The organism is Neorhizobium turbinariae (assembly GCF_023223505.1).
In the GTDB taxonomy this organism is placed as follows: domain Bacteria; phylum Pseudomonadota; class Alphaproteobacteria; order Rhizobiales; family Rhizobiaceae; genus Neorhizobium; species Neorhizobium turbinariae.
The window spans coordinates 1-24,744 of the sequence record NZ_JALPRY010000012.1 but is presented as its reverse complement, the minus strand read 5'-3'; the positions used below and the strand labels follow the sequence as shown (position 1 = coordinate 24,744).

At 63.1% G+C, this 24,744-nt stretch carries 26 protein-coding genes; 18 read left to right on the top strand and 8 right to left on the bottom strand.

Going from position 1 to position 24,744, the window contains the following annotated elements; translation table 11 throughout:
* Positions 1-12 precede the first annotated feature (12 nt).
* The 7 genes from M0654_RS10750 to M0654_RS10720 all read left to right on the top strand — a co-directional run bounded on the left by M0654_RS10750 (position 13) and on the right by M0654_RS10720 (position 5,166).
* The gene (locus tag M0654_RS10750) at positions 13-1,578 is read left to right on the top strand and encodes a Na+/H+ antiporter subunit D (RefSeq protein WP_248683092.1); all 1,566 of its coding nucleotides are present in this window, start codon (positions 13-15) and stop codon (positions 1,576-1,578) included.
* The gene (locus tag M0654_RS10745) at positions 1,575-2,048 is read left to right on the top strand and encodes a Na+/H+ antiporter subunit E (protein WP_118849003.1); all 474 of its coding nucleotides are present in this window, start codon (positions 1,575-1,577) and stop codon (positions 2,046-2,048) included. Before M0654_RS10750 ends, M0654_RS10745 begins: the two co-directional genes overlap by 4 nt.
* On the top strand, positions 2,045-2,473 hold the full coding sequence (locus M0654_RS10740) for a cation:proton antiporter (RefSeq protein ID WP_248683091.1): 429 nt from the start codon (positions 2,045-2,047) through the stop codon (positions 2,471-2,473). The genes M0654_RS10745 and M0654_RS10740 overlap by 4 nt, the downstream gene beginning before the upstream one ends.
* On the top strand, positions 2,470-2,835 hold the full coding sequence (mnhG, locus tag M0654_RS10735) for a monovalent cation/H(+) antiporter subunit G (protein ID WP_118849005.1): 366 nt from the start codon (positions 2,470-2,472) through the stop codon (positions 2,833-2,835). The genes M0654_RS10740 and mnhG overlap by 4 nt, the downstream gene beginning before the upstream one ends.
* Before the next feature lie 391 nt (positions 2,836-3,226).
* Complete coding sequence (locus M0654_RS10730) at positions 3,227-3,658, top strand: MucR family transcriptional regulator (protein ID WP_118849006.1); 432 nt, start codon at positions 3,227-3,229, stop codon at positions 3,656-3,658.
* Positions 3,659-3,938: 280 nt separating this feature from the next.
* Positions 3,939-4,349, top strand: coding sequence for a helix-turn-helix domain-containing protein (locus M0654_RS10725; protein ID WP_390919998.1), 411 nt, complete (start codon positions 3,939-3,941; stop codon positions 4,347-4,349).
* Positions 4,342-5,166 (top strand): DUF6456 domain-containing protein, encoded by an 825-nt coding sequence (locus M0654_RS10720; RefSeq protein ID WP_248683090.1) that lies wholly within the window; start codon positions 4,342-4,344, stop codon positions 5,164-5,166. Before M0654_RS10725 ends, M0654_RS10720 begins: the two co-directional genes overlap by 8 nt.
* 10 nt (positions 5,167-5,176) lie before the next feature.
* Here the strand turns inward: M0654_RS10720 and M0654_RS10715 are convergent, their stop codons facing one another.
* A complete protein-coding gene (locus tag M0654_RS10715; protein WP_118849008.1) occupies positions 5,177-5,599 on the bottom strand; it encodes a SufE family protein in 423 nt (140 codons plus the stop codon).
* A gap of 181 nt (positions 5,600-5,780) precedes the next feature.
* Positions 5,781-6,197 carry a DUF5330 domain-containing protein gene (locus M0654_RS10710; RefSeq protein WP_118849009.1) on the bottom strand — a complete coding sequence of 139 codons (417 nt, stop codon included), beginning with the start codon at positions 6,195-6,197 and terminating at the stop codon, positions 5,781-5,783.
* A gap of 466 nt (positions 6,198-6,663) precedes the next feature.
* Here M0654_RS10710 and M0654_RS10705 point away from each other — a divergent pair, with 466 nt between their 5' ends.
* From M0654_RS10705 to M0654_RS10695, 3 genes are read left to right on the top strand one after another with little or no spacing between them, the layout of a single operon-like run.
* On the top strand, positions 6,664-8,199 hold the full coding sequence (locus M0654_RS10705; RefSeq protein ID WP_248683089.1) for a sensor histidine kinase: 1,536 nt from the start codon (positions 6,664-6,666) through the stop codon (positions 8,197-8,199).
* Positions 8,171-9,094 carry a peptidoglycan-binding domain-containing protein gene (locus tag M0654_RS10700; protein ID WP_248683088.1) on the top strand — a complete coding sequence of 308 codons (924 nt, stop codon included), beginning with the start codon at positions 8,171-8,173 and terminating at the stop codon, positions 9,092-9,094. The genes M0654_RS10705 and M0654_RS10700 overlap by 29 nt, the downstream gene beginning before the upstream one ends.
* Before the next feature lie 60 nt (positions 9,095-9,154).
* Positions 9,155-9,499: a DUF1491 family protein gene (locus M0654_RS10695; RefSeq protein WP_248683087.1), complete on the top strand. Its 345-nt coding sequence runs from the start codon at positions 9,155-9,157 to the stop codon at positions 9,497-9,499.
* 8 nt (positions 9,500-9,507) lie between these two features.
* Here M0654_RS10695 and M0654_RS10690 read toward each other — a convergent pair whose 3' ends face one another.
* Complete coding sequence (locus tag M0654_RS10690; RefSeq protein WP_248683086.1) at positions 9,508-10,548, bottom strand: DUF2336 domain-containing protein; 1,041 nt, start codon at positions 10,546-10,548, stop codon at positions 9,508-9,510.
* A 634-nt stretch (positions 10,549-11,182) separates the two neighbouring features.
* Between M0654_RS10690 and M0654_RS10685 the strand changes: the two genes are divergently transcribed.
* Positions 11,183-11,362, top strand: a complete 180-nt coding sequence (locus M0654_RS10685; RefSeq protein WP_248683085.1) for a hypothetical protein — start codon at positions 11,183-11,185, stop codon at positions 11,360-11,362.
* A 9-nt stretch (positions 11,363-11,371) separates the two neighbouring features.
* Here the strand turns inward: M0654_RS10685 and M0654_RS10680 are convergent, their stop codons facing one another.
* Together M0654_RS10680 and M0654_RS10675 are read right to left on the bottom strand one after the other, a co-directional pair.
* Positions 11,372-11,950 carry a DUF1254 domain-containing protein gene (locus M0654_RS10680; RefSeq protein WP_248683084.1) on the bottom strand — a complete coding sequence of 193 codons (579 nt, stop codon included), beginning with the start codon at positions 11,948-11,950 and terminating at the stop codon, positions 11,372-11,374.
* Positions 11,943-12,530, bottom strand: coding sequence for a DUF1214 domain-containing protein (locus tag M0654_RS10675; protein WP_248683083.1), 588 nt, complete (start codon positions 12,528-12,530; stop codon positions 11,943-11,945). Before M0654_RS10675 ends, M0654_RS10680 begins: the two co-directional genes overlap by 8 nt.
* A gap of 127 nt (positions 12,531-12,657) precedes the next feature.
* Between M0654_RS10675 and M0654_RS10670 the strand changes: the two genes are divergently transcribed.
* A complete protein-coding gene (locus tag M0654_RS10670; RefSeq protein WP_248683082.1) occupies positions 12,658-12,978 on the top strand; it encodes a HigA family addiction module antitoxin in 321 nt (106 codons plus the stop codon).
* Positions 12,979-12,981: 3 nt separating this feature from the next.
* On the opposite strand, the gene M0654_RS10665 is transcribed toward M0654_RS10670, so the two are convergent.
* Entirely contained in the window at positions 12,982-15,216 is a 2,235-nt protein-coding gene (locus M0654_RS10665) for a transglycosylase domain-containing protein (RefSeq protein WP_248683346.1), read from the bottom strand.
* Positions 15,217-15,412: 196 nt separating this feature from the next.
* On the opposite strand from M0654_RS10665, the gene M0654_RS10660 reads away from it, so the two are divergent.
* From M0654_RS10660 to M0654_RS10640, 5 genes are all read left to right on the top strand, one after another.
* The gene (locus M0654_RS10660; protein WP_245450399.1) at positions 15,413-15,910 is read left to right on the top strand and encodes a YcgN family cysteine cluster protein; all 498 of its coding nucleotides are present in this window, start codon (positions 15,413-15,415) and stop codon (positions 15,908-15,910) included.
* A 113-nt stretch (positions 15,911-16,023) separates the two neighbouring features.
* The gene (locus tag M0654_RS10655; protein WP_248683081.1) at positions 16,024-17,130 is read left to right on the top strand and encodes a helix-turn-helix transcriptional regulator; all 1,107 of its coding nucleotides are present in this window, start codon (positions 16,024-16,026) and stop codon (positions 17,128-17,130) included.
* A gap of 62 nt (positions 17,131-17,192) precedes the next feature.
* Complete coding sequence (locus M0654_RS10650) at positions 17,193-19,640, top strand: heavy metal translocating P-type ATPase (protein ID WP_248683080.1); 2,448 nt, start codon at positions 17,193-17,195, stop codon at positions 19,638-19,640.
* The gene (gene cueR / locus M0654_RS10645; RefSeq protein WP_248683079.1) at positions 19,637-20,071 is read left to right on the top strand and encodes a Cu(I)-responsive transcriptional regulator; all 435 of its coding nucleotides are present in this window, start codon (positions 19,637-19,639) and stop codon (positions 20,069-20,071) included. The genes M0654_RS10650 and cueR overlap by 4 nt, the downstream gene beginning before the upstream one ends.
* Positions 20,072-20,114: 43 nt before the next feature.
* Positions 20,115-20,315, top strand: coding sequence for a heavy-metal-associated domain-containing protein (locus tag M0654_RS10640; RefSeq protein WP_248683078.1), 201 nt, complete (start codon positions 20,115-20,117; stop codon positions 20,313-20,315).
* A gap of 222 nt (positions 20,316-20,537) precedes the next feature.
* On the opposite strand, the gene M0654_RS10635 is transcribed toward M0654_RS10640, so the two are convergent.
* Positions 20,538-21,170: an outer membrane protein gene (locus tag M0654_RS10635; protein WP_248683077.1), complete on the bottom strand. Its 633-nt coding sequence runs from the start codon at positions 21,168-21,170 to the stop codon at positions 20,538-20,540.
* A gap of 326 nt (positions 21,171-21,496) precedes the next feature.
* On the opposite strand from M0654_RS10635, the gene M0654_RS10630 reads away from it, so the two are divergent.
* Entirely contained in the window at positions 21,497-22,957 is a 1,461-nt protein-coding gene (locus tag M0654_RS10630) for a protein adenylyltransferase SelO (RefSeq protein ID WP_248683076.1), read from the top strand.
* Positions 22,958-22,978: 21 nt separating this feature from the next.
* Here the strand turns inward: M0654_RS10630 and M0654_RS10625 are convergent, their stop codons facing one another.
* Positions 22,979-24,139: a catalase family protein gene (locus tag M0654_RS10625; RefSeq protein WP_248683075.1), complete on the bottom strand. Its 1,161-nt coding sequence runs from the start codon at positions 24,137-24,139 to the stop codon at positions 22,979-22,981.
* Positions 24,140-24,744 lie beyond the last annotated feature (605 nt).

The window sequence follows — 24,744 nt, the reverse complement described above, 5'->3', positions numbered from 1 at the left end:
AGGTGCGGCCTGATGGCATCTCCTGCCACCATCGATCTTTCCTCCGCCCTCGTGCTGACCCCGACGCCGACCGCCGACTGGCTGGTGGTGCTGCCGGTGGTGCTGATGATCACCGTCGGCGCCGCGCTTATGATGATCCGCAAGTCGGTGCGCTTGCACGGCTTTGTCGCGATCGGCGGGCTGGCGCTTCTGGTGGTGCTGGACGCCGCGCTCTTGTGGAAGGTTTCGACCGAAGGCCCGGTGACCATGGTCATGGGCCGCTGGCTGCCGCCCTTCGGCATTGCCTTCACCGCCGATCTCTTCGGTGCCGCCATGGCACTTGCCGCGGCCGTTGTCGCTCTGGCGGTCGGCATCTATGCGCTGGTCGATATCGACGGGAGCGGGCGCCGCTACGGCTTCTTCCCATTCCTGATGCTGCTGATGGCGGGTGTTTCGGGCGCCTTCCTCACCGGCGATATCTTCAACCTTTATGTCTGGTTCGAGGTTCTGCTGATCTCGTCCTTCGGCCTGCTGATCCTCGGTTCGGAGCCGGAGCAGATCGACGGGGCATTGAAATACGCCATCCTCAACCTCGTCGCGACGACGCTGTTCCTCATCTCGGTCGGTTACCTTTACGCGATCTTCGGCACGCTCAACATGGCCGATATCGCCCGCAAGGCCGGGGAACTGCGCGACACCGCGCCGCTCGTCACGCTGACGACACTGTTCATCCTCGCCTTCGGCATGAAGGCGGCGGCCTTCCCGGTCAATTTCTGGCTGCCGGCCTCCTACCACACGCCACGCATCGTCGTGTCGGCGCTGTTCGGCGGCCTGCTCACCAAGGTCGGCATCTACGCGCTGATCCGCGTCACCGTGATGCTGTTCCCGGTCGAGCGCGAGACGCTGAGCCTCATCCTTGCCGTCTCGGCGGTGCTGACGATGATGCTCGGTGCCATTGGGGCCCTGGCGCAGACCGACATCCGCCGGCTGACCGGTTACCTGGTGATCGCCGGTATCGGCAACATTCTCGCCGGTGTCTCGATTGGCACGCCGGCCGCCATCAGCGGCGCCATGCTCTATGCCCTGCATTCCATGGTCACGATGACGGCGCTCTATGTCGTTGCCGGCCGCGCCGCCCATCTTGCCGGCTCCTGGTCGCTTGCCTCGCTGGGCGGGCTTTACCGGCAGGCGCCGTGGTTCTCGGCCGCCTCGCTGCTGCTCTTCCTCGCCGCCGCCGGCCTGCCGCCGCTTTCCGGCCTCTGGCCCAAGGTGGCGCTCCTGAAGGCCTCGCTCGACATCGGCGCCTGGTGGCTGGCGGCGGGCATCCTGCTTTCCGCCTTCCTGATCACGCTGTCGCTCGCGCGCGTCTTCCTGCTCGCCTATTGGCGCCCGCAGGCTGAAACGCCGCCCGCGCCGAAGGCCGCGCATGGCTGGCGCTCCGTCCTGCCGATCGGCGCCCTGACGGCGCTGGTCCTCTGGTTCGGCCTGTTGCCGGAGCCGCTTCTGGCGCTGAGCCAGGCCGCCGCCGACGGCCTTGCCGATCCGAGCGCCTATATCCTGTCGGTCTTTCCTGATGCCGTGCGAGGTGCCACGCCGTGATCACCTTCATCCTCACCCTTGTCTTCGGCCTCATCTGGGTCGTCGTCACTGGCAGCGCCACCGGCCATAACCTGCTGTTCGGCCTGGCGCTCGCCACGCTGGCGCTCTGGGTCGTCCGGCGGGAGATGAACGCCCACGGCTACTGGCCACGCGTAGGAAAGTTCATCTCGCTCGTCGTGCTGTTCTTCCGTGAGCTCGCCATGTCCGCCTGGAAGGTTGCGGTGCTTGTCACCCGCCGCCGCATGGACCTGAAGCCCGGCATCTTCGCCTTTCCGTTGACGGTGGATCGCGATTTCGAGATCACGCTGCTTGCCAACCTCATCACGCTGACGCCCGGCACGCTGTCTGTCGATGTCTCGGAGGACCGCAAGACGCTCTTCGTGCATGCCATCGATTGCTCGGACATCGAAGGCGCCAAGCGCGACATCGCCGAAGGCTTCGAGCGCAAGATCATGGAGGCGTTTCGATGACCGCCGCCGCCTTCATCCTTGGCCTTGCCACCTGGCTCGGCTTCGTCATCCTCGGGCTTGCCTTCCTGCTCACGATCTGGCGGGTCATCCAGGGCCCGACGCTCGCAGACCGCGTCGTGGCGCTCGACATGCTGACCGGCATCGTCATCGGCTTCATTGCCCTGATCGCGATCCGCACCGGCTTCAACCTTTATATCGACATCGCCATCTCGCTTGGCCTTGTCGGCTTCCTGGCAACCGTTGCCTTCGCACGCTTCATCCTTTCGCGCGGCAGCGTGCCACGCTCGGCCGAAGGCGGGGTGGATGAAACGGCCGAATCCCGAGCCGCCACCAGCGGAAGGAAGAAGCAGGCGCCAGCCCGCAAGGCAGCCACAACAGGCAAGGTCGGTGCAGGCAAGGCAGCCACAGGAAAGGGACGCAAATGATCGAGCTCCTCGTTTCCATCGTCACGGCCTGCCTCATCCTGGCGGGCGCGGGTTTCGCGCTTGTCGCGGCGATCGGCCTCAACCGCTTCCCGGAAGTTTTCACCCGCATGCATGCGGCCTCCAAGGCAGGTACGGTGGGCTCCGGCCTGCTGCTCTTGGCCGTCGGCCTCCACGCCGGAGACCTCTCGACCTTTGCGCGAGCCATTGCCGGGTTTCTCTTCTTTGTATTGACGGCACCGGTATCTGCGCACCTCCTAGCAATGGCGGCCTACAAGGTAGGATATCGGCTCGGGGATGATTCGATCTGTGACGAAATGAAGCGCTACAAATCGGGAATACAGTCCTCGTTGCGTCAGAAATAAGCTCTCAACTGTTCTGCCTATAGATTTTATTCATCAGTAAAGCTCAAACGCCGGTCACAGCGTGGCGTGATCGACCATCGTAGGACATTTTGCTGCTTGATATTCGTCGAAGTAATGTTACTTCAGTACGCAGTAGAGTTCGTGGCGTTCCCGCACATCGCATTTCGCATCACTGCAAGTCGACTGGCATCCAAGGCTTGTGCGACATGAAGTGATTCCGAATATGCGGCGGAACTCCATCTGGTGATAATCTCTCCGCCCGTAATGAAGCTTAGGGGTAGGCTTCCTTCGGACACGATGCGGGTGAAGAGTTTCCTCCGGAGAATTCTGCAAGTGGACGCGTTTCGCGGAGGTCGCGGGCGCGCCATGAGTTGAACAGGAGACACATACAATGACAGAAATCGCACTGGGTAAGGGCACCGATCTGCTGGTCGAACTGACGGCGGATATTGTGGCCGCCTATGTGAGCAACCACGTCGTTCCCGTGGCGGATCTCTCTAACCTGATCTCGGACGTGCATGGGGCGCTCAGCAACACCTCGTCCCCGGCGCCAGTCGTCACGAGCACCGAAAAGCCGAAGCCGCCGGTTCCGATCAAGAAGTCGATCGAAGACGACTACCTGATCTGCCTGGAAGACGGCCAGAAGTTCAAGTCGCTCAAGCGCCACCTGATGACGCACTACAACATGACACCGGAAGAATATCGCGAGAAGTGGGGCCTGCCTGCTGACTATCCGATGGTCGCTCCCGCCTATGCGGAAGCCCGCTCGCGTCTCGCAAAGGAAATGGGCCTCGGCCAGCGCCGCAAGCGCGCCAAGGCGTAAAAAGAAGCACGCCGGTTCGTCCCGTCTGACTTCCGGGCTCGCCCGGAAGCAAGGACGTGTGGACACCACGGTGGATGAGCCGGCCCTCCGAGCCCGGTTTTTCTTTGTCCGCTTTCCAGCAGCACATGTGGATGGGGAGAGGAAAAAAATCCCATTAGTTTTCCACGGCTTGCCGGCTTATCAATGGCTTAGCATCGAAGCATCCCAAGATTCGGCTTCGTTTATCCCCGCTCTTGCTCTAGGGTATATGAATTAATTCCTATTTGATGAGGAGTTGTTCATGCCCTTCCAGATTTCCCCGGATCCGTATTTTCCTCCACCCGCGCGGGTTCTGGCCATGCCGGGCCCGCGCCTGCCGGCAAGCCTCCCGATCCGCATTGCCTGCCGCCTCGTGCGCCAGATGGTGGCCGAGCTGATCTGCCTGCTGGGCGATCGGGTGAGTCTCCGCCGCGACCGTCGCCGCTTTACGTGCCAGGTGCGCCAGATCGCCATGTATGTCTGCCATGTCGCGCTCGGCATCTCCATGAGCGATATCGGCGAAGCGCTCGGCCGTGACCGCAGCACGGTGAGCCATGCCTGCCATGTGGTGGAAGACCGGCGCGACGACCTCGCCTTTGACGACTTCATCTCCACCGTCGAACGCCTTGTGACGGCAATCTTCAGCATTCCGGAGGTGGCAAGCCATGACTAAGCGCATGACCCGGAAACTGCAGCCCACCAGCGCCCGGCGACAATTGCTGCGGCTCGTCCGACAACTGGCCCGCGGCGCCTGCACCATCGAGCCGGCGGAAGGCGGCATGTTGCGGCTGCTGCGCGATGGCGAGGAGCGGATCCACGAACAGGCGATGGTCAACGAGGCCGTGTCGCTCGGCCTTGCCGTAAGGAGCGGCAACACGATCACAGCCAGCAGCTCGGCTTCCGCCTTCCTCCGCCGGGCGCTGGCGGAAGGAGAGGAGGCCTTTGGCGACCAGCATCGCGAGGTCCAGGTTTCCACGGCCGATGTCGAGGGCCAGCGCCAGCCGGTGCGTCGCAACCTGCAGGAATCGCCGCTCGGCGCCGTTGCCCGGATGAAGGATCGCGATGGTAGGGCCTTCGTGCCGGTCGAGGCGGTGGATGCGGGCGAGCGGCTGTTGTCGGATTTCACCCGCGGGCAGATGCAGCCGCGCGTCACGGCCTCCTGGGAGCCGCGGCTTGCTTCGCGCTCCAGGGGAGGTGCTGGCGGTCAGGCGGAGATCGCCGACAGTGCGCTGGCAGCCCGAAGCCGTTTTACCCGCGCGGTGGAAGCGATGGGACCGGAGCTTGCCGGTGTCGCGGTCGATGTCTGCTGCTTTTCCAAGGGGCTGGAAACGGTGGAGCGTGAGCGGCAATGGCCGGCGCGCTCCGCCAAGCTGATGTTGCGCACCGCACTTCTGGCGTTGGCGCGCCATTATGCGCCACCGGTCAGCCAGGGGCCCCGGCGCAGCCACCATTGGGGCACGGACGACTTTCGCCCGACGATCGAGAGTTGAGGAGGGGTCGTTAAGCCGCGGCGCGCAGGCTTGCTTCGCCGCGGATGCGCTTTACCATCGAACGCAGGCCATTGGCACGCTGCGATGACAGGTGTTCTACCAGGCCGATCCGGTCGAAGATCTCGATCGCATCGGTACCGGCAATCTCGGAAGCATGTTTGCCGGAATAAACGGCAAGCACGATCGCCACCAGCCCGCGCACGATATGCGCGTCGGAATCACCTTCGAAGGTCATCACCGGGTCGCTGCTCTGGTCTTCAACATGGCTCACCAGCCACACCTGGCTCGCGCAGCCCTGCACCTTGTATTCCGCCGTCTTCTTCTCCTCGGGAAGGTCCGGGAGCGCCTTCCCAAGTTCGATCACATAGCGGTAGCGATCTTCCCATTCGTCGAGGAATGCAAAATCGTCGATGATCTGCTCGATGCTGGCCATAGGAACTCCGGGTGTTGCTGCTCCATATAGGTGCTCACCGGCAGGATCAAAGCAAAAAAATCGCCGTGAAGACCTTCGTCCTCACGGCGCCAGCAGATGCTGATAGGCAAGCAGGCAGTGTCCCGCGCCGGACAAAGGGATATCAGGTATCCGGCGCAAGCTTGAAGAATTTCGGGATGGATCAGTGGGCGGGGCGCTTCTGCGGCACAGGCACCGTTCCGGTCGAAATCGCATCAGGCTCCGCGGTGGCGGCTTCCTGGCCGGGGAATGGCGTCGGCTCCGGATCGCTCATCAGCGGCGTGCTGGCAGCCTTCTTGCCGCTACCGAACTGCTGGTCGAGCAACTGGAAGGCAACCAGCGCGCCTTCCTTGGCTCGCACGCCGAGTGCGGAGAAGGTTTCGCTGCCCTTTTCGCAGACCTCGGGCTTCTCGCTGCAGAGCGCGCTGACATAGTGGTAGGCTTCGGTCGCAGCCGACAGGGCGCCGGCGACTTCGAGCGGCGAGGCGCCACGATCATCGCTTACCGGGTTGCTGCTGAAATAGGACAGCACCACCAGCACGGCTGCAAACCAGAACGTTCCCTTGATCAGAAACCACATGTTCTACCCACCTGTCTTTCCCGCGATCATCTTGCGGGGCGTGCGCCGGTCTCTCCCGGTCTTGGAGCGAGGTGTAACGTCTCAGAAGCAAATTTGGCTTTGAAGCCGCTGCTCGAATTTTCCGCAAATTTATCTCGAATTTGAATGATCCCGATCTGGCACAGGCAAGATTGCAGCCTCGCCCCGACGTTCTGCCGCAGCTGTTAAGCATAATTGCGGCGGCAGGGCCGTGGACACCGGGCTTTGCACGGGAGTCGGTTGCCACAAAAGTTAACACAAAAGGAAAAATGCAAGCAAATCCGTCGCTTACCTGCCGTTAACCACAAGCCGAGAAGCTTCGCCGAGAATGTCCCAAAGGGGGATTTGGCGGCTTTTGAGCCTTTGCGACTCGCTATCTTTTATCCATTCCTTAAGCGGCGGAGACCTATTGTCTGCGCCAAGAAACGAGTTTGTTCCAGGGTATTGCGTGCGCGTATTGGGTAACATTGCCGGTCGGGTGGTTCAGCTGGTCGACGCGGCCGCTGTCCGCTGGCTTGCCAGCATTGGCGACGGCGAAACGGTGCGCCTCGGCGATGTCGCGCTGGTCAGACGCCTGGCCTTTGGCGTGGCCGGGGCGCTTGTGGTCGTGCCGGCCATGCTGACGCTGGTCATGAAGCCGGCGCTTGCGCTTCCAGTTGGCGTCGCTCTCGTCTTTTCGTTGTTTCTTCTGTCCGTCGCGACCCTGTTTGCGCTCCTGAAACGCGAACCCGCGCAAGCGGCAGCACCGCAGATCGACGAGCGGATCTTTGCCGCATGCCCGGGTCTGGCGCTGATGCTCGATCCGCATGGCGACGTGCTGAAAACCGGCGGCCGTGATGCACATGCCTTTCCGGTGAAGCTTGCCGATTCGACCGGCGAGCCGCTCGCCGAACTCGCCCACGTTTCGGACCGCATAGCGCTGGTCCAGGCCTTTGACGCTTTGCGCCAGGGTGCCGACAGCGCCTGCGCCGATATCCGCATCGAACGTCCGCTGTCGGTCTCCGGCCGCCAGTTCATGCTGATTCGCCTCGACATGACGGCGATCCGCGATGATGCCGGTGATCTGTCTTCCGTGTTTGCCCAGGCGCGCGACCTTTCCGAGGACGAGGAGCTTCGCGCCGAGGCTGCCGCCCACATGGCCGAAGCCCATTCGGCCAATGAAGCGAAGTCACGTTTCCTTGCGGCCGTCAGCCACGAGCTGCGCACGCCGCTCAACGCCATCCTCGGTTTCTCCGACGTGCTCGCCGGCGAATATTTTGGCAAGCTCGCCAATGATCGCCAGCGCGAATATGTCGGGCTGATCCGCCAGTCGGGCGCGCATCTGCTCTCGGTCGTCAACACCATGCTCGACATGTCGAAGATCGAGGCCGGCCGTTACGAGCTGCTGGCAGAACCCTTCGTCATCGGCGAGGCGATGGAAGCCTGCCGCGCCATGCTGGATCTGTCCGCCCGCGAAAAGGGCATCACGCTCACGAGCCGCACCGCACGGGGCCTCGGCGAAGTCGTGGCCGACCGCCGCGCCGTTCAGCAGATCCTGATAAACCTTGCGAATAACGCCATCAAATTCACCGGCGCCGGTGGCGTCGTCTCGATTGACGCCATATTGTCCGGTGACAACCTCGTCATCTCGGTCAGCGATACCGGCATCGGCATCGCACCGGAAAAGCTGCTGCTGATCGGCCAGCCCTTCATGCAGGTCGAAAACGCGCTCACCCGCGCTTACGAGGGCACGGGGCTCGGCCTCTCGCTGGTCAAGGGCCTGGTGGCACTGCATGGCGGCAGCTTTGATATCGAAAGCCGGCCGGGCGAGGGGACGGTTGTCACCGTGACGCTTCCCGCGGACGGGTCGGGCGTTGCAAACGACGGGGATCAGCCCCGTGAAGAAAGAGTGGAATTCCCGCCGCGGCTGAAAGCGCCAAGGCAGACCGCCATGATGGGCGAACAGGATAATTGCAATGGCCGCGCGCAAGCGAAAATCGCCTGACCGGAAAAAGAACGCCAAACGCGAACCCGGTCTTCTGGCAAGCCTTGCCGCCGGTGCGGCACGGGCTGCTGCGCGCCATCCAAAGCCATTGTTCGGTATTGCCGCCTTTGGCGTCGTCTTCAGTTTCGTTGCAGCCAACGCCTTGTGGTACCAGCCGGGCGGCCATCCATCGCCCTTCCTCGCCACGCGTGACGCCCAGGATCCGAATCGTGTTGCCGGTTATCGACCGATGCGCCGCGTCGCACCCGATGACGTGACGACCTTCAGGATCGAGCGCGCCACGTCGGCAGAGACACCGAACGAAACGACGACTGTTATCCGGCCGCAGGTTCCGGAACCGGCAGAACTGCAGGTCGAGGATCTGATTCCCGCCGAAGTGCCGGCGCAGCGTCCGCAACTGGCGCAGCCAATGCCCGAGCATGCCGTGCCGCTGCCGGCACCGATGCCGAAGCCGGCGCCAGCCCCGGCTCACGTCGAGACGGCAAGGTCGGTCACGAAGCCGCAGCCGCCCAAACCGGCACAGGAAAAACCGCGCGGCGAAGACCCGATTGCCGCGGCCATTCGCTCCGCCGAACGCAAGCCCTTCACCGTGCCGCCGGCCGATATTCCCAACGCCACAGGCTCCAACCCGGCGCGCAACGTCGTGCCGGTGTCGCAGACGCCGGCACAGCGGCTTCCCGTCGCGCCTCGCAATGAAGCGCAAGCGACGTCATTGGTGCTGCAGATCCAGCGCGGCCTCTCCAACATCGCCTATGCCGATGTGCAGGTGGATGGCGTCGCCGGCAGCCAGACGAAGGCCGCCATCCGGCGTTTCCAGAAGCACTACCGCCTGCCGGAAACCGGCGAGCCGGACGAACTGGTGCTGAAGAAGCTGAAATCGATCGGCGCCCTCTAGCCACGACCCGCCGAACGCATTCCGTTTGCGCTGCGCGCTGCGCCACCCTATGAGGGTCGCATGCGCCTCAAGACCGATATGTTCGTTTCCGCCCTTGTCCGCCGCGTCTTCGGGCTCGGCGGGTTTGCTGCCGTGGAACACAAGGGCGCCGAGTCCGCCGGCGCCATCTTCATCCGCCAACGGTTCCGCGATGGACTGGAAACGCTTTACGCGCCCGCACCGCAGAGCTTCTTTGGCGAGGACGAGGGCAGCCGCAAGTTCGAGGTGAGGGCTGAGCACGTCGAAGCGCACGAGATCGCTGATCTGCTGGCGCGCGAACTGAAGTTCGATCCGGATCTATGGCTGGTGGAACTGGAGATCGACGACGTTGCCGACCTCTTCGAGGTCGTCGAGCCAGACGGCTGAGATTGCCGTCAGGCGCTGCGGCGAATGCTGTAGCGGCCGGGCTGCCGAACGCTTGCGGTGGTGCGCAGGGGTGCTGCGGTTTCCTCGATGTCCTGCTGGGCTGAGCCCGCCTCGGCCGGCGGTGCGGCCACGGGCTCCGAATAGGTATAGCTGTCGGCGCGCCGCCAGGCTTCCACCCGCTGCCCGCACTGGTCTTCGTCCAGCCGGTTCCAGAGCCGTTCGGCGCGGCTCATCCCAGCCTCCGTCCCCGACAGGTGGTCATAGATCCGCTGCAGGATGAACAGCGCATCCTCCGTGTCCATGCCAAGGCCCTTGAGCGTCGTCGCCAGCTGCTGGCCGGAAATGTCGAGCATGATTCGCTCGGACAGCCAGCGGCTCGCCGAAAGCGCATCCGCCAGCACCGAGGCAAAAAGCCCGTTTTCCCGGTTGCGGGCAAAGCGCACCAACAGCGCCTGCTGCACGGCCGAAAGGCTGCGCAGCCCGAGCCTGTCGCTTGCCGGGCGGGTGATGTGGCCGGCCAGCATCCGCAGCCGCTTGCGCATGTCCTCTTCGCGTGCCACCCGCTCGGCCTCGCTCGAGGCGTTTTCCGCCGGCTGGGGTGAGGCGGGGGCGGGGTCGGCATCCGGCTTGATGCCGCGGTCGTGCCGCAGGCCAACCAGCGCGTCGATGACCCGTGGCGACAGCGCCTCGCGGCGCACGATCGCGCGTGCATGCGCCTCGCCTTGCGTGCGGGCAATCGCAATCAGCGTGTCGTCGCTGAGGCAGTGCGAAGAGATCAGGAAGGGGGCCGCAATGGCGATCGGCTGGCTGGCAATGAAGAAGGCAACGGCAGGTGGCACGTTCGGGCATTGCGACAGCGCGGCGACCGCCTCGCGACGTGCTTCCTCGGATGAGGCGGTAAAGAGCGGCGTGAAGAGCTCGGCGAACTGTCGGAGTTCCGACCGCGAGGGATGCGGCAGGCTCTCGAAACTCGTCACCGTGGCCATCAGCACCACATCCTTTTTACGCACGGCCTGAGGCCTCTCCAGCTCTCGAAACTCATTGTTCACAGGGCTTACCCGCATCCTACGCAATACAAATCGGATGGTGCGACGACACTGATGGAGGGCGCACACATGCCCGCCGCGTCATCGTACCTTTCCTGGGAAACTCCCGGCGGCGTCGCACCATCAGGCGAGCGTGGATGTCGTCGCAAAACGGAACGCGCTGGTTTAACCGGATGCTAACCGTTCGACGGTTAACGGTCGGTGAAAATGCATCGTATTGATACGTCTGTCGGTGCTGCCGTCCACAGGCTGGGACGGGAACAGCATTGTGACCGCAAGGCCCGTGAACCAAAGGCCCGTGAACCAAAGGCCAGGGCCTGCGTTTTACGCTTCGGATCCCAGACATGCATGGTTGGCAACTGCTACATTAGCGTTAATCGGCTGTTAACCATGCTCTGGCTGAATCTGCGGTAACTGGTTCTGCTTCGGCCGAGCTTGCTCGAGGGGCCGGATGGTCCTGCTCCTTGATCCTGTCGGTGGAAATGAGCCGGCGAAATGGAAATGTCCCTGCGCCTCGGAGGAGGCGCACAGACGAGAAAGGCGCGGATGCCGGGAAACCGGAAGCGCCAGCCCATCGGTTTGGGCAGGGTGAGATCGATCCGTCTTCATCCGTCTCGAATTCCTAGCGGAGGCGAGCATGGCAGAGATCGTAATTTTGAACAAATGGCGCAGCGAACACGCCGCGCGCAAGCCGGAGATCCGCATTGGCGAGGACAAGCCGTCCGCGCAGGTCCTGCTGTTTACCGGGGTGCGCTACGAACGATATGGCGACTGGCTGAACAGCCGGCCGGAAAACCAGGCGGTCGCGGCGGAGTAGTTCCTGCGATCAGAAACGGCTTCTGGAGCGCCACTCGAAGGGCGCGCAGCTTGCCTCGCTCAGGAACTGCGACGCGAGATCCTCGTAGCTTGGCTGGGGCGCGAGGCTCCGCAGCACGACATAACCCTGTGCCGCCGTGGTTTCGACCATGATCGATTGTGACACAGGCTCCGGAAGCGAACGGCGCAGCGCCGTCAGTTGCACCGGCGTTGCAATCACCACGTTCAGCACGCCGCCGGCAGAAGTCCGGTCGTTGATGCTGAAGATCTCGTTCGAGGAAGCATCGAACACGGCAAGCGACCAGAACGGCAGTCCGTTGTTGGCCGCCGCAAGCCGCACCGGCCCTTCCGAAATGTCATACGCGCAGACCGCAACCGGCAGGTAAGGGTCGTCCATGCCAAGCCCCGTGCGGTCAGCAACGGATCCAAGCTGGTAGAAGCGGTGCATCTCGCCCTTGGCGAGCACGCGGGTATAGGCGTCCTTCTCGCTGAACTCCGGCAGCAGCAGCACGATGATGAGGTGCAGGAGCGCAGCACCGATGAGGCCGACGACGACCGCGAGGATCAGCTGGAGCGCGAACCTAGACATTGCCGCACCCGATCTTCTCGATGCGCGGCATCGAGAGGTCGATGAGGCCGGAACTGCCGGCGGTCGGAGTGTCGAGCAGCGTCAGCGTCAGCCGGAAAGGACCACGGGCCGGAACCGCGAGCCAGTTGCCGGGCGTCGCAGTCGGCGAAATTATGATATCGAAGGCACCCTCTGCGTCACGCAAAACGGTGCGTGAGTTGAGCGCCGAAGGAAGATCGGCGTTCGATGTCGGCCGCCGTCCGTCCGGCAGCGTCGTGAACAGAGTCCAGAGGCGGGCAGGGGGCGTATGGCCCGACATGCGGTAGGAACAGTCGCCGCTCAGCCGCGCGCCGCTTTCATCCGTTGCTGCGGTGAATGTAAGCCCTTCGGCGCTGGCGTAAAGCAGCTTGCCGGCGTTCGCCCGGTGTGCCTTGGCATAAGGGTCGGCACTTGCGGTCTGCGCCTGCGGAAAGGCTTCCCATGGACCAAGCTTGATCGCGCCGAAGCCGACGGTCGCATCGAGCGCCACCAGTGTGGACCAGATTCCGCCGCCGAAGGCGATCGTCAGCGCGATGGCGATAAGAAGAGGAACACGAAACACTGGCAGCTTTGGCTTTCGGATCAGACGCGTCAGAGGGTTAGCACTGATTTCGCCGAGGGGAAATGGGTGACGGACAAACTCGCGGTGATTGCCGTATACTGTACCCTTATCTGTGGAGGCCCCGCCGATGTCGAAATCGTCGACTACCATGCCTGACAACGATCAGTTGCCGAACCCGCATCCGGGCGAAATCCTGCTTGAGGAATTCCTGAAGCCGCTCGCTCTCAGCCAGAATGCCCTGGCCCGCGCCATCGACGTGCCGCCGCGCCGCATCAACGAGATCGTCATGGGTAAGCGCGCAATCACGGCCGATACGGATCTGCGGCTGGCGCGGTATTTCGGCATGTCCGAAGGCTTCTTCCTTGGCCTGCAGGCAGATTACGACCTCATGCAGCGGCGCCGGGAGCTCGGCGAACAGCTGGAGCGGATCGCGCCACGCGCCGCATGACGGCTACCGCCGTACATCCAGGCTGATTGGCTTGAAGATGGCTTCCGGCTTGCCCGGTGCGACGGCCGGCGAAACCACCGGCGCCTCTGCTTCCGCGACGCGGGCAGGGGCCGCGGGAATAGCCGATGCGGATTTCAGGCTCTCGGCGATCTGCTTCAGGACGCGGGTGGAATCGGCCGAAAGCGTGCGCGGGCGGGTGAAGGCCTGCGGTGCGGCCTTGCCGTCTTCGCCCTTCTTGGCGACTTCGGTTCCCTTCCGGTTGCCGGTCGGCAGCGGGTTTTCGATGCCCGGGATCGGTTTCAGCTCGATGCCCTGGTGGGCATAGTCCATCACCGTCTTGAAGGTCATGGCCGGCAGCGAACCGCCTGTCATGTTGTTCATCGAGGTGAAGTCGTCGTTGCCGAACCAGACGCCGGCCGTGTAATTGCCGGTAAAGCCGATGAACCAGGCGTCGCGATAGCTCTGCGAGGTGCCGGTCTTGCCGCCGGTGACGATGCCGCCATCCAGCGCCGCGCGCCGTGCCGTGCCCTGGTAGGGGATCGTCGACAGGATGCGGTTCATCGAAACCATGGCCTGTTCGGACAGAACGCGCTTCGCCGGTGGCTCGTCCCGGTTGAAGTCGTAGAACACCTTGCCGTTGTAACCCAGCACCTGCTCGATGCCGTGGCGGCGTGACTGCATGCCGCCGGCCGGCATCACGGCATAGGCCGTCGTCTGGTCGAGCACGGTGACTTCCGAGGTGCCGAGCGGGATCGTCTTGTCCTTGCGCAGCGGTGTTTCAACGCCAAACGCCTTGGCCGTCTGGACGATCACGTCGGTGCCGAGGTTTTCCTTGGCGAGCCGCACGGGAACGGTGTTCAGCGACTGCTGCATCGCCGACATCAGCGTCACCTTGCCCTTGTAGGAGCGGCCGTAGTTTTGTGGCGACCAGCCGTTCCAGGTGATCGGCGCATCGGAAATGGTCGTCTCGGGCTTCATCCCGGCTTCCATGGCCGCCGCATAGGTATAGAGCTTGAAGGAGGAGCCCGGCTGCCGCAGCGCCTTGGTCGCGCGGTTGAACTGGCTTTCGCCGTAGTCGCGACCACCGACCATGGCGCGCACCGCACCGCCGCTTTCGATCACCACCATGGCGCCCTGCTTGACGCGGTAGCTCTCGCCATACTCGCGCAGGCTCGATTCCATCGCGGCTTCCGCCACCTGCTGCAGGGCGGTGTCGATCGTGGTGCGCACGATAACCGAGCGCTCCTTGAGCTTGCCCCGCGCATGCAGCCGCTGCACCTCGTCGAAGGCCCAGTCGAGGAAGAAGTCCGGCGCCTTGACGTCGGCGCGGTCGATGACGGAAGCCGGGTTGCGGCGTGCGCCGATCACCTGGCCTTCGGTCATCATGCCGCTCTGCACGAGGTTGGAGAGCACTTCATTGGCGCGCGAGCGGGCAGCCGGCAGGTTCACATGCGGCGCATATTTCGCCGGTGCCTTGAAAAGGCCGGCAAGCATGGCCGATTCCGCCAGCGTCACCTCGGTGATGTTCTTGCCGAAATAGAACTGGGCTGCCGCTGCAGCGCCAAAGGTGCCGGCGCCCATATAGGCGCGGTCGAGGTAATGCGAGAGGATTTCCTTCTTGGAAAGGTTGGCTTCCAGCCACAGCGCCAGGAAGGCTTCCTTGATCTTGCGTTCGATCGACCGTTCGTTGGTGAGGAACAGGTTCTTGGCAAGCTGCTGGGTCAGCGTCGAGCCGCCCTGGACGACGCCGCCCGCCTTGGCATTCTCCGTCATGGCGCGCGCGAGGCCGAAGAAGTCGATGCCGAAATGGTCGAAGAAGCGCCGGTCTTCGGTGGCCAGCACCGCCTTGATCAGGTGGTCCGGCAACTGGTCGACCGGAACAGAATCCTCATGGATGATGCCACGGTGGCCGATCGGATTGCCGTAGCGGTCCAGGAAGGTCACGGCAAAGTCGCCGCGGTTGCGCCAGTCTTCCTTGGTTTCCTCGAACGCCGGCTGGGCGAGCGCCAGAAGCAGCACGAAACCGGCGGTGCCGAGCGTCATGGCCTCGCCGGCAATCTCGAAGCCGAGCTTCTTCCAGCCGCGCACGCGGAAACGCCGGAAGAAGATGGTGATCTCTTCCCAGATCTCGCCAAGCTTGAAGCCGAGATTCCAGACGGTGGAGTCGATCCACGAGTCGATGCGCAGCAGGATATGCCGCTTGCGTTTCGGCGCGGGTGGCATGTCCTTGGAAGGCATGTCGTTGGATGGTTTTGGCTCGTCCTGCACCTTGTCGTCCCCGCCCAAAAATCCCCACCCTTTGATGAGATACGCTTGACGCCATCCCGTGCAGGGATCAAAGGCAATAGCGTCTCACCGTTATTCAGCATTAGCTGACAAAAGGTTTATGCGCGATAGCGAAATCGCAACAGAGTAAAAGGACGAGGCCGAGGATTTGTTCCATTCTGCCGCAAATATCATAGCCGAGCCGGCGGCCGACGAGCCGTTCTGGAAAACCAAGCGGCTGGACGAGTTCAACCAGGCGGAATGGGAAAGCCTCTGCGACGGCTGCGGCCTGTGCTGCCTCAACAAGCTGGAAGACTGGGACACGGGCGAGGTGGTCTTCACGTCGGTCGCCTGTCGGCTCTTGGACGGCACGAGCTGTCGCTGCAAGGACTACGAAAACCGCCAGGCCACCGTGCCGGACTGCATCCAGCTGACGCCGGAAACGGTGAACGACATCAGCTGGCTGCCGCCGACCTGCGGTTACCGCCTCATCCGCGATGGCGAGGATCTCTACTGGTGGCACCCGCTCGTCTCGGGCGACCCGCAGACGGTGCACGAGGCCGGCATCTCGGCCCAGGGCCGCACAGTGAGTGAAACGGACGTCGCGGTGGAAGATTTCGAAGACTATCTCGTAGACTGGCCGCTGCATGTGGGCGAACAACGCTAGAATCTGACAAATCTGCGTCAAAAGCCGTGGTTTACCCAGTAGATTTGCGGGTATACGCCCGGCTATAACGAGCCTAAGAGGCGTGCTCTCCCCCTTAGGTCCTGGCGCGACGCATGAAGTCAGACGAAAACTTTGCTGATAGTCTCTACGAAGCGGCTCTTGTTCCAGAACTCTGGACGCAGACCTGCGAAAAGCTTGCGGCGGAAGCCCAGGCCGACTGCGCCTCCATCTTCACGGTCGATACCTATGGCAACCACCGCTTCGTGACGACGCCGAATGTCGCCGAAGCCTATGCCAAGTTTGCCGCGAGCCCGCACGCCCAGAACAATACACGCGCCTTGCGGGCGCTTGAGCGCAGTCCCTTTGTTTTCGCCCGCGACATCGACGTCTTGACCGAGAAGGAATTTCGCGAGGACCAGCTCGCGCCGCTCTTCCTTCATCCGAATGGCATCGAATGGGAGGCCGGCTGCGTTTTCCAAGAGCCGAGCGGTCACATGATCGCGATCATCCTGATGCATGCCAAGGGGCGCGGCCACTTCACCGATGAACAGCTCGCCAAGCTGAACCTCTTGAAGCCGGACCTCGCGCGTGCCGCCTACATGGCCTCGCAGCTCGGTTTCCGCGAAGCCCGCTCGATGGCCGACGCGCTGTCGATGGTCGGCGTTCCGGCCGCCGTCATCGGCGACACCGGTCGCTCGATTGCAATGAACAACCAGATGGAAGCGCTTTCACCGCGCATCCGAACCGGCGCGGGCGACAAGATCGTGCTGGAAGCGCCGGGTGCCAGCGCGCTGCTGGATGATGCGATCCGCCGCTACAAGGCCCAAGCCGTGCCGACGGTGCAATCCCTGCCGATCGCCTCGCGTGACGGGGAGCCGGCGCTGATCCTGCATCTCCTTCCGGTTCGCCGCGCGGCGCGCGACATCTTCTCCCGCTCGATGGCGATCCTGGCGGTGACGACCGTGGGCGAAGTCGGCCCGCCCGACATGCGCGTGCTCTGCGGCCTGTTCGACCTGACGCCGGCGGAAGCCCGCGTGGCGCGTGGCATCGCGCTGGCGCAGACGCCGGAAACGGTGGCCGCCAATCTCGGCATCTCGATCCAGACGGCGCGCTCGCACCTGAAACGGATCATGCAGAAGACCGGCACGACACGGCAGGCAGAACTCGTGCTGCTGCTCTCCGGCCTGTCGGTCCCGGGGGATGGTGGCAAAAATCCTTGATTGCCTCTTGACCTTCCCATGATGGGAAGCCCCACATAAGGCAGGAAAGCGAGATTCCTGCCATGAACCAGACTGTCAAGCCGATCCATAAAGCAGAGCCCTTAACCATCCCTGTCGAAGGCATGACCTGTGCATCCTGCGTGCGCCGGGTGGAAAATGCCGCTGCCAAGGTGGCCGGCGTCGACAAGAGCGCCGTCAACTTCGCGACCAAGAAGCTGTCGATCGAATCCGCCGAGGGCTTTTCGCCGGGGGAGCTGGAGAAGGCGATCCGCAAGGTGGGCTATGAGATCCCCGCTGGCGCCATGCAGCATGCGATGCGCGAGGCGGGCCTGGCGACGTTTGGGCCGGAGGATGTGCATCGGCACCACGGCCACGGCCATGGGCACGGTCACGAGCACGGGCGTGGAGACGCAAGCGCTCACGCGGATCATGCGACCCATGCCAGCCATGCGAGCCACGGGAGCCATGAGAGCCATGCCGGCGGGCATGACCACATGCAGATGCATCGCGGCGAGGAGGGCAAGCTGAAGCGCGACCTGGCGATTGCGCTGGTGCTGACGCTGCCGCTTTTCGTGCTGGAAATGACCGGCCATGCCTATGAGCCGTTCCACCACTGGCTGATGGTCGTGATCGACGCGCAGAACCTCTATTACCTCTACTTCCTGCTGGCGACCGCGGTGATCTTCGGGCCCGGCCTGCCCTTTCTGAAGCACGGCATCCCGGCCCTTCTGCGCGGCGCGCCGGAGATGAATTCGCTGGTCGCGATCGGCGTGCTGGCGGCCTATGGCTATTCGCTGGTGACGACGTTTGCGCCCGGCCTGCTGCCGGAAAGTGGCCGCTTCGTTTATTACGAGGCGGCGACCGTAATTGTCACGTTGATCCTGTTCGGGCGGCTGCTTGAAGCCCGGGCAACGGGCAAGACGGGCGAGGCGATCGAGAAGCTGGCTGGCCTGCAGGCCAAGACCGCACGCGTCGAGCGCGACGGAAAAGTGCTGGATATCCCGGCCGGCCAGGTGGTGGCTGGTGACGTGGTCGTCATTCGTCCGGGCGAGCGGGTGCCGGTGGACGGCACGGTGCTGGATGGTGCCTCGAATGTCGATGAATCGATGATCTCCGGCGAGCCGCTGCCGGTCGAAAAGACCGCGGGCAGCACCGTCATCGGCGGCACGATCAACAGGACCGGCTCCTTCCGGTTCCGGGCGGACAAGGTTGGCCGCGATACGATGCTGGCGAACATCATCCGCATGGTGGAGCAGGCACAGGGTTCTAAACTGCCGATCCAGACGCTTGTCGACCAGGTGACGGCCTGGTTCGTGCCGGCGGTGATCCTGCTGTCCGTGCTTACCTTTGCCGTCTGGTACCTTGTCGGGCCGGAACCGGCGCTGACGCATGCGCTGGTGAATGCGGTGGCGGTGCTCATCATTGCCTGCCCCTGTGCCATGGGACTTGCGGTGCCGACCTCAATCGTCGTTGGCGGTGGGCGTGCGGCCGAACTCGGCGTGCTGTTTCGCAGGGGCGAGGCGCTGCAGGAGCTGAAGACCATTTCGACCGTCGTGGTCGACAAGACCGGAACCGTCACCAAAGGGCGTCCGGAACTGACCGATCTGCAGGCGGCAGACGGTTTCGGTGAGGACGAGGTGCTGGCGCTTGTTGCAAGTGTCGAGGCGCAGTCGGAACATCCGATTGCCGAAGCGATCGTCAAGGGCGCCGAGGCGCGCCGGCTCACCCTGCCGCAGGCGAAGAACTTCCAGTCGGTGACCGGCTACGGCATCGAGGCGGAGGTCGACGGGCGGCAGGTTTCGGTCGGTGCCGACCGCTTCATGGAAAAGCTCGGGCTGTCCGTTGGTCAGTTCGCTGATGTTGCCGCAAGCCTTGGAGACGAGGGCAAGACACCCATCTATGCTGCGGTGGATGGCCGCCTGGCCGGTGTGTTGGCCGTGGCTGATCCGGTCAAAGCGTCGAGCCGCGAGGCGATCAAGGCGCTTGAGGACATGGGCGTGGACGTGGTGATGGTGACCGGCGACAACCGCCGCACCGCCGAGGCCGTCGCGCGCCAGGTCGGCATCGACAAAGTCGTGGCCGAGGTTCTGCCGGAAGGCAAGGTGAAGGCGATCCACGAACTGCGCCAAGCTGGCCGCCGGCTCGCCTTTGTCGGCGACGGCATCAACGATGCGCCGGCGCTGGCCGAGGCGGATATCGGCATTGCGATCGGCACCGGGACGGATATCGCCATTGAAAGCGCCGACGTTGTTCTGGTTGGGGGCGAGTTGACGGGCGTTGTCTCGGCGATCGGCATGAGCCGGGCCGTGATGAAGAACATCAAGCAGAACCTGTTCTGGGCCTTCGGCTACAACGTGGCGCTGGTGCCGGTGGCGGCAGGGGTTCTGTACCCCGCCTTCGGCTGGCTGCTGTCGCCGATGATCGGGGCGGGCGCCATGGCGCTTTCGAGCGTCTTCGTGCTCGGTAACGCACTGCGGCTGAAGACGGCAAGGATTGGAGAAACGCGATGAATATCGGTGAAGCATCCGCCGCATCCGGCGTATCGGCCAAGATGATCCGCTATTACGAGGAGATCGGCCTGATCCGGCCGATGGGCCGGACCGGCAACAACTACCGCGTTTATGGCGAGGAGGAGGTGCATGTGCTGCGCTTCATCAAGCGGGCGCGCTCGCTGGGCTTTTCGCTGGAGGAGACCGAAACGCTGCTGAAGCTTTGGCAGGACAAGAGCCGCACCAGCGCCTCGGTGAAGGAAGTCGCGACCGCGCATATCAGCGATCTGGAGCGGCGCATCGCCGAGATGCAGGGCATGGTGAAGACGCTGAAACACCTGGCGCATTGCTGCGGCGGCGACGACCGGCCGAGCTGCCCGATCCTCGACGACCTGGCAGGCGAGGGTGCCGGTGCGCCCCAAAGCTCAACGGAAACCAGGCAGATCGCCTGACGCGGCTGCCGACGAACACGCACATCAACCAAGGAGAAAAACAATGCCAGCCATTTTCAATGTGCCCGACATGACTTGCGGCCATTGCGAAAAGACCGTTCGCGGCGCGCTTGAAGAAGCGCTGCCGGGTGCACCGGTGACGGTGGATCTCGGCGCCCACCGGGTGACGGTGGAAGGTGACGCGGTGAAGGCAGAAGACGCCATCCGCGAAGCCGGTTATTCGCCGGAAAGGGTCGCAGCCTAAAGTCCGTTTGGAGCGCCCGGAGCATGAAGCTTTGGGCCGCCCCGGAGCAAAGCTTTGGCTAGTCTAGAGAACCGCGCGGAGCATAAAGCTTCGGCCAAAGGGATAGAAAAAGAACCGCCCGGAGCGAAGCTTCGGCCAAAGGGATAGAAAAAGAACCGCCCGGAGCGAAGCTTCGGGCGGTCTTGCAAACACGGCGGAGGAGGTTGCCGTGCCGCTGGAGATTTAGAACTTCACGGCAATGCCGACGTTCACGACGTGCTGGTCGAAATCGACATCGGTGCCGGCGATGTCACCGCTGCCGAAGTCGTTGTAGCGATATTCGACACGACCGAAGACGTTATCGGTGAAGGCGTAGTCGAGACCGCCGCCGATGGTCCAGCCATGCAGCGTATCGTCATCATCCACGCCACCGCCATCGACGCTGACATTGGTTGCCGTCCAGCCACCGGCTGCGAACAGCAATGCGCGGTCGAAGGCATAACCGACGCGGCCACGAACCGAGCCCGAGAAGCCGGATTCGGCATCGACGCCGGCATAGGTGTTCTCGTTCCAGTCGTAGTTTACGTCACCTTCGATACCGGCGACGAAGCCGTTCGAGAACTGCCAGTTGTAGCCAACGAAGGCGCCGAACCGGCCGCCGTCGAAGTCATCCGAACCGCCCGGCAGAAGCGTCGAATCAGCGTTGCCCCAGGCGTAACCGCCGTGCAGACCGATGTAAGGGCCCGACCAGGTGAATGCGGAAACGGTCTCGATCGCCTCGGGCGCGGCCGGGATGGTTTCAACCGCGTCGGCGGCGTAAACAGCGGAAGAGGCGGTCATGGCGGCCGCGGATGCAAGAATGAGAATAGCCTTCATGGGTATCCCTCCGGGTTGATCATGAAGGCATAGATAGTGCGCCGAGGTTCTTCGGCTATGACTAAAATACAACACCCTGAAAAATCTGCGCTTGCCGTATAACCCATTGATTATTAAAGGCAAAAGTAATCCGGGAAGATCTTGAAATCGCGGTGCGGGCGGACAGCGGGTTGCTCTGGCAATGTTCGCGAGGCTCCTTCAAGGGGTAAGCGGACCGGGTCGAGCGGGCTTTTCGGTGGCGGCAGCTTCCGCAGAGGGCGCAACGAAAAGGCGCCTGCCTTGTTCGGTTTTTGAGCTTCCCCATATTGGGGCCGAAGGAGAATTCCGTGTTTCGTTTCGACAATTCCTATACCCGACTGCCCGAGCATTTTTATGCTTCCGTTTATCCGGAGCCGGTGGAAGGGCCGACGCTTCTGAAGTTCAACACGGCCCTGGCCGACGAGCTTGGCATCGAGGCTGATGAAAGTGACCCGGTGCGGCTGGCGGCGATCCTGGCGGGTAACGTCGTGCCGGCCGGTGCCTCGCCGATCGCCATGGCTTATGCCGGGCACCAGTTTGGCAATTTCGTGCCGCAACTGGGCGATGGCCGGGCGATCCTGTTGGGCGAGGTGGTGGACAAGGCTGGGCGGCGGCGCGACATCCAGCTGAAAGGCGCCGGGCCGACGCCGTTTTCGCGCCGGGGCGACGGAAGGGCTGCACTCGGGCCGGTTCTGCGGGAATATATCGTTTCTGAAGCGATGCACGCGCTCGGCGTGCCGGCGACGCGGGCGCTTGCCGCCGTGGCGACGGGCGAGCAGGTGTATCGTGAAAATGTCGAGCAGGGCGCGGTTTTCGTGCGCGTGGCTGCAAGCCATGTGCGGGTCGGGACCTTCCAGTTCTTTGCCGCCCGCGGTGACACCGACGGCGTGCGAACGCTCGCCGACTATGTGATCGAGCGGCATTATCCCGAGCTGAAAGACAGCGACGACCGTTACCTGGCACTGTTGCGGGCGGTGGCCTTTGCGCAGGCTGATCTCATCGCCAAGTGGATGGGCATCGGTTTCATCCACGGGGTGATGAACACCGACAACATGACAGTGTCCGGCGAGACGATCGATTTTGGTCCATGCGCCTTCCTCGACGAATATGATGCGATGAAGGTGTTTTCTTCGATCGACCAGATGGGGCGTTACGCCTATCGCAACCAGCCGGGCATCGGCCAGTGGAACATCGCTCGGCTGGCCGAATGCCTGTTGCCGCTGTTGGACGAAAACGAGGAAAAGGCCGTGGAAGGCGCCAACGCCGTGCTGAAGGCGTTTAGCGAGCGTTTCCAGGCGGCCTGGCTTGCTGTGTTCCGGCGCAAGATCGGGCTTGGGCGCGAAGCGGAAGGCGACGGGGAGCTCGTTCAGGCGCTGCTGGGTGCAATGCACGAAGGCGAGGCGGACTTTACGCTTGCCTTCCGGCGGCTGGCCGATGCGGCCGAGGGCAAAGACGAAGTTTTTGTCTCGACGTTCAAGGATCCGGCCAAGGCGACTGACTGGCTTGGCCGCTGGCGCGAACGGCTCGGTGCGGAGGATCTGGGCGATGCGGCGCGGGCGGCGGCGATGCGGAGCGTCAACCCGGCGATCATTCCGCGCAACCACCGGATCCAGGAGGCGATTGCGGCCGCCAACTACGGCGACCTGAGCTTCTTCGAGCGGCTGCTGCAGGCGCTGGAAAAGCCCTTCGAGGAGCGGCCGGAGTTCGCCGATTACATGCTGCCGCCGAAGGCCGAGGAGCGCGTGACGCAGACATTTTGCGGCACGTGAGGAGGCCTTCGCCTCCGCCGCTCAGATCGGGAAGCGCGGGGGCGGTTCGGCTGTCTTGTCGAGCATTCCGGGCTTGAGGCCACCGTGGCCGAAGGGGCATTGCAACGGTTCGGTGACCGGTGTGCGATTGCGCTGCGAGCGGAAGGCGGCGGAACGCTCATAGGATTGTTTTCTCAACCGCATGATCTGGCCGAGCGGCTGGTGGGCCGCTAGCCCGTTCCAGGGGCTGAAATGCATACCGTCATCCACCTGGCGGGCACGCTCTTGCGACCACGCCTGCTGCGGTTCGACCGTGATGCGGGCAACGGTGACGAAGGGGCTTTTCTCTTCCGGCCAGGGATCGACGCCTTCCACCGGCATGGAATCAAGATCGGTGCAAAGCTGCACCTGCAGGTTCCAGACCGCCGTCTCGTCTTCGAAAAATTCTTCCACCGCATGGCGGATGACATCGCCGTCCTTCGAGGTGTCGAGCTTGGCGCCGGCCAATGCCTTGAGGTTTTGCGAGGCGGGCACGACGGCGACCTTGGCGATGTAGTCGCCATAGCGCAACGGCAGCTGGGTAAAGAAGCTTTCGCCGAGGATATGGGTCGGCGGATTGCCGCCGAGCGATTTCAGAGCGGCACTCTCGAGCCCCACTTTTTCCAAGGTCGCTTCCACGCCGCGGAAGACTTTTGACAGCACTTCCTTGGTGCCTTCGAGGCGATCAGTGGTGGCTGCAAGTCCTTTCAGGTTCAGGAGAAACGCCCTGGCGCTCGGCGAATTGAACTCCCTGGCATTGACCATCACGAAGTCCTGGCTGCGCGATTCCTCCGAGCCGGGCAGGCGATCGCCTGCCACGTCGAGGATCTTCAGCGCCATGCCGCGTGGCGTCGACACCGTGTCATGCAGGAAATCGCCTGGCGTCGTGGAGAGGCGGATAATGGCTTCATAGGTGCCGGGCCTGGCGAACAGGCCCTGCGCAAGTTCCGGCGGCAGGTCGTCCAGCACCTCGACCCGCGCTTCGAGCAGCCCGTGGCTCTTGGCGTGCACCGAGCGGATGGCATGGGCGGAATTCGAATAGGTTTCCTGCGAGATCGACAGCATGGTGTCGGCGATCGACTTTGCCAGCGTCGGCTCGTCCGGCTGGATATCCTCAACCTCGGGGCGGTACCGAACGGGCGTGACGGAGAGGCGATTGATCATCGGGCGGCTCGCTTTCGAGGGCAGGTGAGGCGGCGTGGTGCCGCCGGGCAAACGGGATGATGTCGCCTCAACGGAAGGGTCCGAGGAATGTTCCGGCAGAACAAGGTGTTGGACGGTACCGTGACGATTTATGCGATGGATAGGAAAATAATCCTTGACGGCGTGACGGTGCTTTGGTAGGTTTTGGTCATCGTTGAGGAATTGCGGCGGCAGACTGGTTCCGGCTTCCTGGAGCATACACGATAAAGCCGAAGTTAAACGCATTATCGGCATTCATGACGTTCAAGAAGACCCATAAGAACTGGATCGGCTTGCTGCTTTGAGACCTAACCCACTTCGTTACTGGTGCACAGGCAGACATCACAATCATGCACAGCACAGCAGGCGCCAAGAGCAGCGTGAAGAAGGCTGCGCAGGTTTGGCATGAGTTCGTTGAGGAATTTCAAAACGACAAGATCACTGGAGTACCCCTTTTGACCGGACATGTGGGCTAGTTTGATTTAGCTCTGATGAACTGCCGAGGGGAAGCCATCTTGAGCGCGGAATGAGGATGGATTTCATTGTAGATGCTATGGACGAGCCGCCCGGCTCATCCGCTTCATCGA

Bases quoted from the DNA above. Each gene is read 5' to 3' on its own strand.
- mnhG (WP_118849005.1), top strand. From the start codon at position 2,470: ATGATCGAGCTCCTCGTTTCCATCGTCACGGCCTGCCTCATCCTGGCG.
- M0654_RS10750 (WP_248683092.1), top strand. From the start codon at position 13: ATGGCATCTCCTGCCACCATCGATCTTTCCTCCGCCCTCGTGCTGACC.
- M0654_RS10685 (WP_248683085.1), top strand. From the start codon at position 11,183: ATGGCAGAGATCGTAATTTTGAACAAATGGCGCAGCGAACACGCCGCG.
- M0654_RS10625 (WP_248683075.1), bottom strand. From the start codon at position 24,139: ATGATCAATCGCCTCTCCGTCACGCCCGTTCGGTACCGCCCCGAGGTT.
- cueR (WP_248683079.1), top strand. From the start codon at position 19,637: ATGAATATCGGTGAAGCATCCGCCGCATCCGGCGTATCGGCCAAGATG.
- M0654_RS10670 (WP_248683082.1), top strand. From the start codon at position 12,658: ATGTCGAAATCGTCGACTACCATGCCTGACAACGATCAGTTGCCGAAC.
- M0654_RS10665 (WP_248683346.1), bottom strand. From the start codon at position 15,216: ATGCCTTCCAAGGACATGCCACCCGCGCCGAAACGCAAGCGGCATATC.
- M0654_RS10725 (WP_390919998.1), top strand. From the start codon at position 3,939: ATGCCCTTCCAGATTTCCCCGGATCCGTATTTTCCTCCACCCGCGCGG.
- M0654_RS10710 (WP_118849009.1), bottom strand. From the start codon at position 6,197: ATGTGGTTTCTGATCAAGGGAACGTTCTGGTTTGCAGCCGTGCTGGTG.
- M0654_RS10640 (WP_248683078.1), top strand. From the start codon at position 20,115: ATGCCAGCCATTTTCAATGTGCCCGACATGACTTGCGGCCATTGCGAA.
- M0654_RS10720 (WP_248683090.1), top strand. From the start codon at position 4,342: ATGACTAAGCGCATGACCCGGAAACTGCAGCCCACCAGCGCCCGGCGA.
- M0654_RS10650 (WP_248683080.1), top strand. From the start codon at position 17,193: ATGAACCAGACTGTCAAGCCGATCCATAAAGCAGAGCCCTTAACCATC.
- M0654_RS10740 (WP_248683091.1), top strand. From the start codon at position 2,045: ATGACCGCCGCCGCCTTCATCCTTGGCCTTGCCACCTGGCTCGGCTTC.
- M0654_RS10680 (WP_248683084.1), bottom strand. From the start codon at position 11,950: ATGTCTAGGTTCGCGCTCCAGCTGATCCTCGCGGTCGTCGTCGGCCTC.
- M0654_RS10730 (WP_118849006.1), top strand. From the start codon at position 3,227: ATGACAGAAATCGCACTGGGTAAGGGCACCGATCTGCTGGTCGAACTG.
- M0654_RS10635 (WP_248683077.1), bottom strand. From the start codon at position 21,170: ATGAAGGCTATTCTCATTCTTGCATCCGCGGCCGCCATGACCGCCTCT.
- M0654_RS10700 (WP_248683088.1), top strand. From the start codon at position 8,171: ATGGCCGCGCGCAAGCGAAAATCGCCTGACCGGAAAAAGAACGCCAAA.
- M0654_RS10695 (WP_248683087.1), top strand. From the start codon at position 9,155: ATGCGCCTCAAGACCGATATGTTCGTTTCCGCCCTTGTCCGCCGCGTC.
- M0654_RS10655 (WP_248683081.1), top strand. From the start codon at position 16,024: ATGAAGTCAGACGAAAACTTTGCTGATAGTCTCTACGAAGCGGCTCTT.
- M0654_RS10715 (WP_118849008.1), bottom strand. From the start codon at position 5,599: ATGGCCAGCATCGAGCAGATCATCGACGATTTTGCATTCCTCGACGAA.